Origin of the sequence: Janthinobacterium sp. PSPC1-1, assembly GCF_049897625.1 — a bacterium.
GTDB lineage: Bacteria > Pseudomonadota > Gammaproteobacteria > Burkholderiales > Burkholderiaceae_D > Janthinobacterium > Janthinobacterium tructae.
In genome coordinates this window covers 50,255-63,362 of sequence record NZ_JAFCWP010000014.1, presented here as the reverse complement: position 1 = coordinate 63,362, position 13,108 = coordinate 50,255, and the positions used below count along the sequence as shown (strand labels likewise).

The window sequence follows — 13,108 nt, the reverse complement described above, 5'->3', positions numbered from 1 at the left end:
ATGAAGACCGTGCTGACCGCCCTCGCCGCTTTGCTCTTCTGCGCACCGGCGCAGGCGGGCAGTTTCGCGGACAACCCCATCGTCTACTTTGCCGTGACAGATCGCTACGCCAACGGCAATCCCGGCAACGACCACAGTTATGGCCGCGCGGCCGACCCGCAAGGCGGCGACGTGGGCAGCTTTCACGGCGGCGACATCGCCGGCATCACGCAACAGCTGAAAGCCGGCTATTTTCAAGAGCTGGGCGTCAACGCCCTGTGGATCACGGCGCCGTACGAGCAGATCCACGGTTGGGTGGTGGGCGGCAAGCAGCAATTCCGGCACTACGCCTACCACGGCTACTGGGCGCTCGATTACACCACCATGGATGCCAACATGGGCACGCGCGAAGAATTGCGCGAGATGATAGCCACGGCGCACGCGCAAGGCATCCGCGTGCTGTTCGACGTGGTGCTGAACCACCCCGGCTATGCGGACTTGCGCACCCTGGCCGAGTACAAGGTGCCCGTGCTGTGGCCCGGCCACGAAAAGGCCGACCTGCGCGACTATCACAGCTTCATCGACTACAACAACTTCGAATTCAAGCAGTGGTGGGGCCCGGACTGGGTGCGCGCGGGCTTGCCCGGCTATCCCGACGGCGGCCAGGACGATTTCACCATGCAACTGGCCTTCCTGCCCGACTTCCGCACGGAGAGCGGCAAGGCCGTGGGCTTGCCGCCTATCCTGCAGCGCAAAACCGACACACGCGCCGTGGCCCTGCCCGGCACCACCGTGCGCGGCTACCTGGTCCACTGGCTGGCCGACTGGGTGCGCGAATTCGGCGTCGACGGTTTCAGGGCCGACACCGTCAAGCACGTGGAACCAAACAGCTGGCTGGCCCTGCGCGCGGCCGCCACCGATGCCCTCAAGGATTGGAAAACGCGCCATCCCGAACAGAAAATCGACGACTCTCCATTCTGGATGACGGGCGAAGCGTGGGGCCACGGCCCCGAACGCAGCAGCTGGCATGACTCTGGCTTCGACTCGATGATCAATTTCGACTTTCAACATCGCGCCGGCGGCGACTGGAAAAGCATCGATGGCGTGTACCGCCAGTACGCGGGCGTGCTGAATAAGAGTCCCCGCTACGACATCCTGTCGTATATCTCCTCGCACGACACCAGCCTGTTCCCGCGCGAGCAATTGAAACATGGATTGTCCGCCCTGCTGCTGGCGCCGGGCGGCGTGCAGCTGTTCTATGGCGATGAAAGCGCGCGCCAGCCTGGTGCGGCGCCCGTCGGCGACGAACAGCAGGCCACCCGCTCCGACATGAACTGGACATCCATGGACTCTGCAACTCTTGCGCATGCGCGCAAGCTGGGCCAGTTCCGTTTGCGCCACCCGGCCCTGGCGCGCGGCGAACACAGATTAATCCATGAACAGCCGTATGCGTTCGCCCGCGTGATCGATGGCGACGCCGTCATCGCCGCGCCCGAAGCACAGGGCGCGCTCGACCTGAAGGTGCACGGCGTGTTCGCCGATGGCGCCCTGCTGCGCGACGCCTACACTAATCAAACCTACACCGTCAGCAATGGCGCCGTCGCCGTGCACGCGGCCGGCAGCGTCCTGTTAGAAAAGGCAGCACCATGAGCACCTATGACATCTTAGTGGTCGGCGGCGCCGGCATCGACACAATAGTGCGCGTCCCCGACCTGCAATTGCCCGTCGCCGATTCGCTGCACGTGGCGCCCATCCTCGACTATGTGGCGCACACGGGCAATGGCGTGGCGCTCGGTTGCCACGCGCTGGGCTTGCGCTGCAAATTCATCGACTTCATCGGCGACGATGCGCAAGGCGCGGCCATCCTGCAGCGCTACAAAGAGGCCAGGCTCGATTTTTCGCATCTCGTCGAACCTTCGGGCACGCGGCGCAGCGTCAACCTGGTCGACCCGCAAGGGCGCCGGCTGTCGCTGTACGACGGCCGCCATCCGGAAGACGTGCGCATGCCGGCCGCCTTTTATCTTCCCTACCTGGGGCCGGCGCGCCACGCGCACTTTTCCATCATGGGCTGGGTGGCCGAACTGTTTGACGACGCACAGGTGTGCGGCACCACGGTATCGACCGATTTGCACGACTGGGATGGCGTCAACCCGCACCACAGGACATTCGCGCTGCGCGCCGACCTGGTCTTCCTCAGCACGGCCGCGCTGGGCGAGCGCACGGAATCGGTCATGCGCGCGATTGTCGCGCAAGGCCGCGCGCAGCTTGTCGTGGCCATGGCCGGCGCGGATGGCGCGTATGTGCTGGAGCGGGGCAGCGACCACGTCCGCCATTTCGCCTGCGCGCAGCTGGACTTGCCCGTGGTGGACACGAATGGCGCCGGCGACTCGTTCGTGGCCGCCTTTTTGCACGCCTGGCTGGACGGTGCGGGCATCGACGCCGCCATGCGCTGTGGCGCCATCGCGGGCGCGTTTGCCTGCGCCCAGCATGGCACGCATGAACGGTTTATCGAGCTGGCACAGCTGCATGACTTAGATCAAGACGGCACTAGCTTATGACTTAATATTCTATCAAGCGTAGCAACGGGCTAACGGGCGCATGGCACAATGGCTGCGGATTTCACCACCGCATACCATCGACACCGGAGACCACATGAGAATCGAAACCCTGGCCGTGCATGCCGGCTACACACCCGACCCGACCACCAAGGCCGCCGCCGTCCCCATCTACCAGACGGTGGCCTACGCCTTCGACAATGCCCAGCATGGCGCCGACCTGTTCGACCTGAAAGTCGCCGGCAATATCTACACGCGCATCATGAACCCCACGCAGGACGTGCTGGAAAAGCGCGTCGCGGCGCTGGAAGGCGGCGTGGCCGCGCTGGCCGTGGCGTCGGGCATGGCGGCCATTACCTACGCGATCCAGACCATCGCCGAAGCGGGCGACAATTTCATCTCCGCCAGCCAGCTGTATGGCGGCACCTACAACCTGTTTGCCCACACCCTGCCGCAGATCGGCATCGAAGTGCGCTTCGCCGACGCGCGCCAGCCCGAGACCTTCGCCGCGCTGATCGATGCGCGCACCAAGGCCATCTTCTGCGAATCGATCGGCAACCCGCTGGGCAATGTCACCGATGTAGCCAAACTGGCCGAAATCGCGCATGCGCACGGCATCCCGCTGATCGTCGATAACACGGTACCCAGCCCCTATCTGTTCCGCCCCATCGAACATGGCGCCGACATCGTCGTCCATTCGCTGACCAAATACCTGGGCGGCCACGGCACCACCGTGGGCGGCGCCATCGTCGACAGCGGCAAGTTTCCATGGGCCGAACACAAGGAGCGCTTCAAGCGCCTGAACGAACCTGACGTGTCGTATCACGGCGTGGTCTACACGGAAGCGTTCGGCCCCGCCGCCTTCATCGGCCGCGCGCGCGTCGTCCCGCTGCGCAACATGGGCGCGGCCATCTCGCCACTCTCCGCCTTCCAGCTGATCCAGGGCATCGAGACACTGGCCTTGCGCATGGACCGCATCTGCGACAACACGCTGGACCTGGCCAAACACCTGAAAAACCATCCGAAAGTCGCGTGGGTCAATTACGCGGGCCTGGAAGACCACCCGGACCACGCGCTGGTGAAAAAATACATGAACGGCCGCGCCTCGGGCATTTTGTCGTTCGGCCTGAAACTGGCCAGCGGAGAAGATCCGCGCGCGGCCGGCGCCCGCGTGCTCGACGCCCTGCAGCTGTTCACGCGCCTGGTCAATATCGGCGACGCCAAGTCGCTGGCCACCCACCCGGCGTCCACCACGCATCGCCAGCTCAATCCGGCGGAACTGGCCAAGGCCGGCGTGTCCGAAGACATGCTGCGCCTGTCGGTCGGCATCGAGCATATCGACGACTTGCGCGAAGACCTGGAGCAGGCGTTGAACGCCGCCTGAGTCCGCTTGAAAGCAGGCTGAAAGCCTGTTCCGGCACGTGCATGCAGACCCTGCCGGGACAGGCGCTTACATGCCGTAAAGCCAAGCCGGCGTTCACGCAGAGCGCCAGCGACACTTCTGTCATCGTCTCCATGGTTGCACTGGATCGCCCCCAGGTCCAGCCCTGAACCTCCTTATCGCCCCCCATCCCCTGGTATCACGCCTATGCCATGGCGACTGCTGCGCTGTTCCTGCCGGGTTTGATGATCGGCGAACGCCCGTGCTCCAGGCATGTGGCGGGCAGCTGGCCTATGCGCCGCCGCTCATGCTTGATATGCTCGTGTTGCGAAAACGAATCGAAACGAACAAAAAAGAAGAATTAGATGTTGTTAAATTTTCGAACGTGCGTAGAATAAACAAAAAAAAGCGCGTTATTCTTCACTTCAGCGCAGTTCTCTTCCTGTTCGCATGAACGCCCGGATGTGCCCACGGCAGTGGCAGGCAGGCGCATGGCAGCGACTGCGTGGCGGGATGAGAAACACCTGAAACCATGCACTTTTTATAGCCCATAGCGGCCTATCACCACCTTCAGGATCATGATGCAATCGACAATCAAGCAGCTAGCGCAACAGGACTGTGATCTTTTAATCGTCGGCGGCGGCATCAACGGCGTCGGTATCGCGCGCGATGCGGCCGGCCGCGGTTTGCGCGTCATCCTGTGCGAGCAGCACGATCTGGCCCAGCACACGTCCTCGGCCAGCACCAAACTGATACACGGCGGCCTGCGTTACCTTGAGTATTACGAATTCAAGCTGGTGCGCAAGGCCTTGCAGGAACGCGAATTGCTGTTGCGCACGGCACCGCACATCATGTGGCCGCTGCGCTTCGTCATGCCGCACGACGCCGGACAACGGCCGGCCTGGATGATCCGTGCCGGACTGTTCCTGTATGACCATCTGGCGCGACGCGCTTTCCTGCCGGCCTCGCAAGGCGTGTCGCTGCGCCGGCACGTGGCGGGCGGCCCGCTGAAAGGCGATTTCGGCAAGGGCTTCGTCTACTCCGACGGCTGGGTGGACGATGCGCGCCTGGTGGTGCTCAATGCGCTGGACGCCAGCGAACGCGGCGCCAACATCCTGACCCGCACCCGCTGCGCGGCGGTGCGCCAGGAAGGCCAGGGCTGGCACGCCACGCTGGAGAGCGAGCAGCATGGCCGCATCGAGGTGACGGCGCGCGCCATCGTCAACGCCGCCGGCCCCTGGACCGCGCAATTCGCCAACGCCGCCTCGGGCGTGAGCAATACGCATGGCCTGCGGCTGATCAAGGGCAGCCACATCATCGTGCCGCGCCTGTTCGATCATCCTTACGCCTATATTTTCCAGAACCAGGACAAACGCATCATCTTCGCCATTCCCTATCAGGACGAGTTCACCCTGATCGGCACCACCGACCTGGAATATACCGGCGCGCCCGGCAAGGTGACGATCAGCGACGGCGAAGTGAGCTACCTGTGCGAGGTGGCCAACCGTTACTTCACCAAACAGATTGCACCGAGCGACGTGGTCTGGACCTATTCGGGAGTGCGACCGCTGCTCGACGACAGCGCGCAAAACGCCTCGGCGGTGACGCGCGACTACCTGCTCGAATGCGACCCGAACACCGCCCCCTTCCTCAATATCTGGGGCGGCAAGATCACCACCTACCGGAAACTGTCGGAAGAAGCGCTGGCCATGCTGCAGCCGCGCCTGGGCGGCGATGCGCCGGACTGGACCGCCTCGGCACCCTTGCCGGGCGGCGACTTGCAGCAAGCGGGTGCGCTGGTTGAGAACATCGATTTCGAGCGCTTTGCACAACAACTGCACGCCCAGTACCCATGGCTGCCGGGCAAGCTGGCGCAACGTTATGCGCGCTGTTACGGCACCCGCGCGAGGCGCATGCTCGGCACGGCAAAGAATATGACGGATCTGGGCGAGGAACTGACGCCCGGCGTGTACGAACAGGAAGCGCGCTATCTGTTTGAGGTGGAATGGGCGCGCTGTGCCGAAGACATCCTTTGGCGCAGAACCAAATGCGGCTTGTACTGCCAGCCGCGGCATGTGGCGCGTCTGGAGGAATGGATCAAACAGATGTCGATGCCTGAGATGAGCGCTTGAAAAAACAAGCCTGAGTGCCAGGCAGCTTTGCCTTGCCTGGGCCATCTCCTTGGACACGGGATGACAGTTTTACCGAGTGACCGGCGCGGCAAAGACCGGCAAAAAAAATCAACTATAGACGGAGAAGAAGACATGCAAAAAATGGCGATGAAGGACCAATACATTCTTGCGCTCGATCAGGGAACGACAAGCTCACGCGCAGTATTGTTTGATCGGGCCGGCAACATCGTCTCGGTAGCACAAAAGGAATTCCCGCAAATATATCCGCAGCCGGGTTGGGTCGAACATGACCCGCAGGATATCTGGTCGACGCAAGCCGGCGTTGCCGCCGAAGCCGTCACGCACGCCGGACTGAATGGCGCATCGATCGCCGCCATCGGCATCACCAACCAGCGCGAAACGACCATCGTCTGGGACCGCGAGACGGGCCGCCCGGTGTACAACGCCATCGTCTGGCAAGACCGCCGCACGGCCGATTTCTGCGATGAACTGAAAGGCCGCGGCCTCGAAGCCATCGTGCGGGAAAAAACCGGTTTGCCGATCGATTCGTATTTCTCTGCAACCAAGATCCGCTGGATACTCGACAATGTTCCAGGGGCGCGCGAACGCGCCAACCAGGGCAAGCTCGCCTTCGGCACTGTCGACAGCTGGCTGGTCTGGAATCTCTCGCAGCAAGGACTGCACGTCACCGATGTCACCAACGCCTCGCGCACCATGCTGTTCAACATCCACACGCTGAAATGGGACGACGAGTTGCTGGACATGATGGATATCCCGCGCAGCATGCTGCCGGAAGTGCATCCTTCTTCGGCTGTCTACGGCACCACCAAAACCACCTTGTTCGCCTCCGCCGTGCCGCTGGCCGGTATCGCCGGCGACCAGCACGCGGCGCTGTTCGGCCAGATGTGCACCAAGCCAGGCATGGTCAAGAACACCTACGGCACAGGTTGCTTCCTGGTGATGAACACGGGCGACAAACCGATTGAGTCGAAGAACAATCTCGTCACCACGATCGCGTGGCAGATCGGCGAGCAAGTCAACTACGCGCTCGAAGGCAGCATTTTCATCGGCGGCGCGGTCGTGCAATGGCTGCGCGACGGGCTCGGCATCATCAAGAGCGCCTCTGAAATCGAGGAGCTGGCACGCTCGGTGCCGCATGGCGACGGCGTCTATCTGGTGCCGGCCTTCGCCGGACTCGGCGCACCGCATTGGAATCCGCGCGCCCGCGGCACGCTGTTCGGCGTGACGCGCGGCACCACCTCGGCCCACATCGCGCGCGCTGCGCTCGACAGCATCGCCTACCAGTCGCTGGACGTATTGAAGGCCATGGAAGCCGATTTGGGCGGCAAGATCACCGAATTGCGCGTCGACGGCGGCGCGGTGGCCAACGATTTGTTGATGCAATTCCAATCGGACCTGCTCGGCGTGGACGTGGTGCGCCCGCAAATCACCGAAACGACGGCCCTGGGCGCGGCGTATCTGGCCGGCCTGGCGGTCGGCTACTGGAAGGATGTCAGCGACATACAGGACCAATGGAAACTGGACCGCCGTTTCACGCCGGCGCTCGACGCGGACACAGTGAAGAGCCACATACAGGGATGGCAGCGTGCGGTCAACGCCAGCAAAGCCTGGGCCGATGCGGTCTGATCGACCAAGCGCCCATCCCTGCCACCTCACTGGAAGTCTCACATGCATCCTTTATTCGCCGAATTCATCGGCACCACCTTGCTCGTCCTGCTGGGCAATGGCGTGGTCGCCAACGTCATCCTGCAAAAAACCAAGGGCCACAACAGCGGCCTGGTCGTGATCGCCATCGGCTGGGCGATGGCGGTCTTTGTCGCCGTGCTGTGCACCGCCACCGCCAGCGGCGGCCACCTCAATCCGGTGGTGACCGTGGCGCTGGCGGTGGTCGGGAAATTTCCCTGGGCAAATGTCCCCGCCTATGTCGCCATGCAGATGCTCGGTGGCATGATGGGGGCGTTTCTGGTATGGGTCATCTACTACAAGCACTTCGAGGCCACCCCCGATGGCGACACCAAACTGGCGGTGTTTTGCACCGGCCCGGCGATCCGTGGCACCTTCGGCAGCCTCGCTTCCGAAATGATCGCCACCTTCGTTCTCGTGTTTGCCGTGTTGAACATGGCGGCGCCGAGCTTCGGACTGGGCGCCATGAGTGCCTTGCCGGTCGCCCTGCTGGTGCTGGGCATCGGCGTGTCGCTCGGCGGCACCACGGGTTACGCGATGAGCCCGGCGCGCGACTTCGGTCCCCGCATCATGCACGCGATCCTGCCCATCCCGGGCAAGCGCGACAGCGATTGGCGCTATGCCTGGGTGCCGGTCGTCGGCCCGCTGCTGGGCGCCGTCCTGGCGGCACTGCTGTACAACTATAAATCTTAATTCCACTACTCCCCCGCGTCTGCCGTACAGGACCGTCTTGCCATGCAGGACGGATGACAACGCACGGCCGGCGCGGCGTGGAGCAGGCACTTTCACCAGGAGACACACATGGCAGCGAAAAAAATCTTGTTTTTGACCGGCGATTTTGCGGAAGATTATGAAATGATGGTGCCGTTCCAGGCATTGCAGATGGTCGGTCACACGGTGCATGCCGTCTGCCCGGGCAAGAAGAGCGGCGAGAAGATCAAGACCGCGATTCACGACTTCGAGGGCGACCAGACCTATACCGAGAAGCCGGGGCATCTGTTTGTGCTCAATGCCAGCTTCGACGAAGTCGAGGTGTGCAACTACGACGCCCTGATGATCACGGGCGGTCGCGCGCCGGAATATCTGCGCCTGAACCCGCGCGTAATCGAGATCGTGCGCCAATTCGCGGCGGCCGACAAACCGATCGCGGCCATCTGTCATGGCGCGCAAGTGCTGGTCGCCGCCGATGTCATCCGCGGAAAACGCATTGCGGCGTATCCCGCGTGCGCACCGGAAGTGCGTCTGGCCGGTGGCGATTATGCGGACATTGCAGTGGACCAGGCAGTCACCGATGGCGCTTTCGTCACGGCGCCGGCATGGCCCGCGCATCCACAATGGCTGGCGCAATTTCTCCAGCAACTGGGAACAGCAATCACGCTCTGATCTGTGACACAGATTGGCCTCGCGCCCTTTCCGGACGCGAGGCCACCCGCAGCGCCGCCTTGAAAGCCGAACCATCATGCCCTTGCATTCTCCCCGTTACAGAATCGGTCTGGCCGCAAACCGGGCGCATCAGGATGCCGCCGACTCGGCCCTGGTGCGCCTGCTCCAGGGTGGGCAGGCGGCGATCGAAAACCACCTCCAGCCGCAATTCGTCGTCGTGGGCAGAACCCTCGACGCCATCCTGAGCCACGGTTTGCTGCCGCACTACCCATCGATCGAGCGCTTTCCTTATGGCCGCGAAGGCGGTCTGATGATGCTCGTGTCGCGCGTCGTCGAGAGCGATCCGGCCAAGGCGCTGGACGCGGTGATTTACCTGATGGACCCGCTGGACCCGTCGTCCAATTTTCCCGAAGCGCTGGCCTTGAAACGTCAATGCGTCATCCATGGCAAACCATTCCTGTCGACCCTCGCCGGCGCCAGGGAGTGGCTCGAACTGGAAGCGGTGGCCGTTGGCGCGGCGCCCGATGCGACGCTCGATTCCACCTTTGACCTGGCCAATGAAAGCATCGCCCTGATTGCGCACGACGCGATGAAAGGCTGCATGCTGGCCTTGGCGGAGCGGCATTTCGCATTGCTGGACAGCTTCGCGATGCGCTGCGCCACGGGCACCACAGGCGGCTTGCTCAATCAGCTGGCGCAAAAGATCAAGGGAGAAGTGGCCGGCCGCAACTGGGTGCGACCTTTCCGCAGCGGTCCCCTGGGCGGCGATGCGCAAATTGCCGAACTGATCCTGAACCGCCAATGCCGCCGCGTGCTGTTTCTCGAAGACCCGCATGTGGCGCGCCAGCACGAGGCGGACATTCAACTGCTTGAGCGCGCGGCGCGCACCGTCACCGACTATGCATCGTGCAGCAGCGATGTGAAAGGCGTGGAACGCTGGCTCAATTTGCTGGCCCTGCGCTGCAAGCGGGTGGCCTGAACGCCCTTGCGTGACTGAAGCGTTGGCATGTCAGCGATAACAATGAGCATGGCAAGGCCATGATGGTAGTGGCTTCTGTCTTGCCGAAGATAATAAACAGGAGTACGCCAGCATGAACCGATCGAACACCGCATCCACTACCCCGAACCCGGCCTTGATCGCGGCGCTGCGCGCACGCCTGCCGGACGCGCGCGTCATCACCGATGAACTGCGCCGCCTGAGCTGGGGCAGCGACGCCAGTTTCTACCGCATGCTGCCCCAGGTGGTCGTGGTGGTGGAAGACGAGGCCGACGTGGCGCATGTGCTGCAGGTGGCGCGCCAGCATCAGATGCACCTGACCTTCCGCGCCGCCGGCACCAGCCTGTCCGGGCAAGCCGTGACCGACGGCATGCTGGTATTGCTGGGCGACGGCTTCGCCACCTATGCGCTGGACGACGACGCGCTGAGCGTGCGACTGGGGCCGGGCATGATAGGCGCCGAGGTGAATCGCCGCCTGGCGCCGCTGGGCCGCAAGATCGGTCCCGATCCGGCCTCGATCGCCACCTGCAAGATCGGCGGCATCGCCGCCAACAATGCCTCGGGCATGTGCTGCGGCACCTCGCAAAACAGTTACCGCACCCTGCGTGCGATGCGCGTGATGCTGGCCGATGGCGCCCTGCTCGACAGCGCCGACCCGCTCAGCGTCGCCGCCTTTCAACGCAGTCACGGCGCACTGCTGTCGACGCTGGCGCAACTGGGCCGGGAAACGCGCGCGAACCTGGCGCTGGCGGCCCTGATCCGGCGCAAGTACAAGATCAAGAACACGACCGGATACAGCCTGAACGCGCTGGTCGATTTTGACGATCCGATCGACATCCTGTGCCATCTGATGATAGGCTCGGAAGGCACGCTCGGCTTCATTTCCAGCATCACCTACGACACCGTGCCGGAACACCGGCACAAGGCCAGCGCGCTGGTTTTTTTCGCCGACATCGCCGGCGCCTGCGCCGCCGTGCTGGCGCTCAAGCCACTGGCCGTGTCGGCGGTGGAGTTGCTCGACCGCGCCGCGCTGCGCTCGGTCGAGAACAAGGCCGGCCTGCCGCCGATGCTGCGGCAACTGGACGCCGGCGCGGCCGCCCTGCTGATCGAGGTACGCGGTGGCGACGAAGCGGCCCTGGAACGTGACGTCGCGGCGGCGCTGGCGGCGCTGCAAGCGTTTGACACGATAGCACCGGCGCGCTTTTCGAGCGACCCGGCGCAATGCGAGATCTACTGGAACGTACGCAAGGGCATCTTCCCCAGCGTCGGGGCGATGCGCGCGACTGGCACCACCGTCATCATCGAAGATGTCGCCTTCCCGCTCGATTCGCTGGCCGCCGCGACGCTCGATTTGCAAGCCTTGTTGCGCCAGTACGAATACCACGAGGCGGTCATTTTCGGCCATGCGCTCGAGGGCAATCTGCACTTCGTGTTCACGCAGGATTTCGGCCAGGCGCAGGAAGTGCAGCGCTACCGCCGCCTGATGGAGGCACTGTGCGACCTGGTGGTGAACAAGTACCAGGGCTCGCTGAAGGCCGAACATGGCACCGGACGCAATATGGCGCCTTTCGTCGAGCTGGAATGGGGCCGCGAGGCGACCGCCCTGATGTACCGCATCAAGCAAAGCTTCGACCCGGCCGGCTTGCTCAATCCCGGCGTCATCCTCAACGACAATCCCACAGCCCATCTGGAGCATCTCAAGCCCCTGCCGACCGCGTCCGCATTGGTCGACAAATGCATAGAGTGCGGCTTTTGCGAGCCGAAGTGCCCCTCGCACCAGCTCACGCTGTCGCCGCGCCAGCGCATCATCGCCTGGCGCGAAATGTCGCGGCGTGAACTGGCCGGCGAGGCGCCCGGCAAACTGGCCGAGGACTACGTGTATATGGGACTGGGCACCTGCGCCGGTTGCAGCCTGTGCGCCAGCGCCTGCCCGGTCGGCATCGATACCGGCGCCCTGGTGCGCGATTTGCGCGGCCGCCGGCACAGCGATGCGGCGCGCCGTATCGGGCGCTGGAGCGGCAACCATTTCGGCGCCGTCGCCCTGCTCGCGCGTCTGGGATTGCGGCTTGGGCATGGCGCCGCCAGTATCGTCGGCGAACGGACGCTGGCCACGGTGTCGGGCGGCGCCTGGCGCCGCAGCATGCCGCGCGCCGCCGCCAAAGTCACGCCACAGGCTCCCGGCCCCGGCGAACCGGTGGTATATTTTCCCAGTTGCGCCAGCCGCATCTTTGGACCGGATCAGGACGGCGAAACGCCATTGCCCGACGTGATCCAGACACTGCTTCAGCGCGCCGGCTACGCGCCACGGCTACCGCGCGGTGTCGAACAACTGTGCTGCGGCCAGATGTTGGCCAGCAAGGGCATGACGGAACAAGCCGATGCCAGCGCCAGGCGGCTGGAAGCGGCGCTGGCCGAAGCCTCCGAGAACGGGCGCTATCGCATCGTCACCGATGCCAGCGCCTGCACCCTGCGCCTGCAACAGCACATGGCCGGCCGTCTGAGCGTGTCCGATTTCCATGAATTTGCGCATGACGCCTTGCTGCCCAAGCTCAGCCTGGTCAAACAAGCTGGCCCGATTGCCTTGCATATCAATTGCTCGGTTCAAAAAAGCGGTTCAGACAAAAAACTGCGGGCCGTGATGAGCGCCTGTGCCGAACAGATCGTGCAGCCGGCCAGCGCGGGCTGCTGCGGTTTCGGCGGCGACCTGGGCTTCGCGGCACCTGAACTGAACCGCCATGCGCTGCGCAAGATCGAGGCCGAGCTGCCCACCGGCTGCGGCTGCGGCGTATCGACCAACCGCACTTGCGAGATCGGGCTCTCGTCCGAAACGGGCCGCCCGTATCGCTCGATCGCCTGGCTATTGGAACTGTGCAGCCGTCCAGCGGGCTATGTATCACTGCCGGCATAAATCGACGACTGGCGCAACGAACTTGAACCGGCCTTGAACGCGGCATGAGGCCCTATTTCAAACCGCACG

General features: G+C 63.7%; 9 protein-coding genes. All 9 read left to right on the top strand.

Translation table 11 applies throughout. From position 1 onward, the window contains the following. The 9 genes from ACP7EG_RS27320 to ACP7EG_RS27280 all read left to right on the top strand — a co-directional run bounded on the left by ACP7EG_RS27320 (position 1) and on the right by ACP7EG_RS27280 (position 13,039). On the top strand, positions 1-1,629 hold the full coding sequence (locus tag ACP7EG_RS27320) for an alpha-amylase family glycosyl hydrolase (RefSeq protein ID WP_426090190.1): 1,629 nt from the start codon (positions 1-3) through the stop codon (positions 1,627-1,629). Continuing rightward, the gene (locus ACP7EG_RS27315) at positions 1,626-2,537 is read left to right on the top strand and encodes a carbohydrate kinase family protein (RefSeq protein ID WP_426090189.1); all 912 of its coding nucleotides are present in this window, start codon (positions 1,626-1,628) and stop codon (positions 2,535-2,537) included. Before ACP7EG_RS27320 ends, ACP7EG_RS27315 begins: the two co-directional genes overlap by 4 nt. Before the next feature lie 94 nt (positions 2,538-2,631). Further along, positions 2,632-3,918, top strand: a complete 1,287-nt coding sequence (locus ACP7EG_RS27310; protein ID WP_426090188.1) for an O-acetylhomoserine aminocarboxypropyltransferase/cysteine synthase family protein — start codon at positions 2,632-2,634, stop codon at positions 3,916-3,918. Between the two features lie 575 nt (positions 3,919-4,493). After that, positions 4,494-6,047 (top strand): glycerol-3-phosphate dehydrogenase, encoded by a 1,554-nt coding sequence (gene glpD / locus ACP7EG_RS27305; protein WP_426090187.1) that lies wholly within the window; start codon positions 4,494-4,496, stop codon positions 6,045-6,047. A gap of 147 nt (positions 6,048-6,194) precedes the next feature. Continuing rightward, positions 6,195-7,694 carry a glycerol kinase GlpK gene (gene glpK, locus ACP7EG_RS27300; RefSeq protein WP_426090203.1) on the top strand — a complete coding sequence of 500 codons (1,500 nt, stop codon included), beginning with the start codon at positions 6,195-6,197 and terminating at the stop codon, positions 7,692-7,694. A gap of 42 nt (positions 7,695-7,736) precedes the next feature. Next, positions 7,737-8,444: an MIP/aquaporin family protein gene (locus ACP7EG_RS27295; RefSeq protein WP_071078092.1), complete on the top strand. Its 708-nt coding sequence runs from the start codon at positions 7,737-7,739 to the stop codon at positions 8,442-8,444. 108 nt (positions 8,445-8,552) lie between these two features. Then, entirely contained in the window at positions 8,553-9,134 is a 582-nt protein-coding gene (locus ACP7EG_RS27290; protein WP_426090186.1) for a DJ-1/PfpI family protein, read from the top strand. A 76-nt stretch (positions 9,135-9,210) separates the two neighbouring features. Further along, complete coding sequence (locus ACP7EG_RS27285) at positions 9,211-10,113, top strand: methylglyoxal synthase (protein ID WP_426090185.1); 903 nt, start codon at positions 9,211-9,213, stop codon at positions 10,111-10,113. Between the two features lie 112 nt (positions 10,114-10,225). After that, on the top strand, positions 10,226-13,039 hold the full coding sequence (locus ACP7EG_RS27280) for an FAD-binding and (Fe-S)-binding domain-containing protein (protein ID WP_426090184.1): 2,814 nt from the start codon (positions 10,226-10,228) through the stop codon (positions 13,037-13,039). Positions 13,040-13,108: the final 69 nt, after the last annotated feature.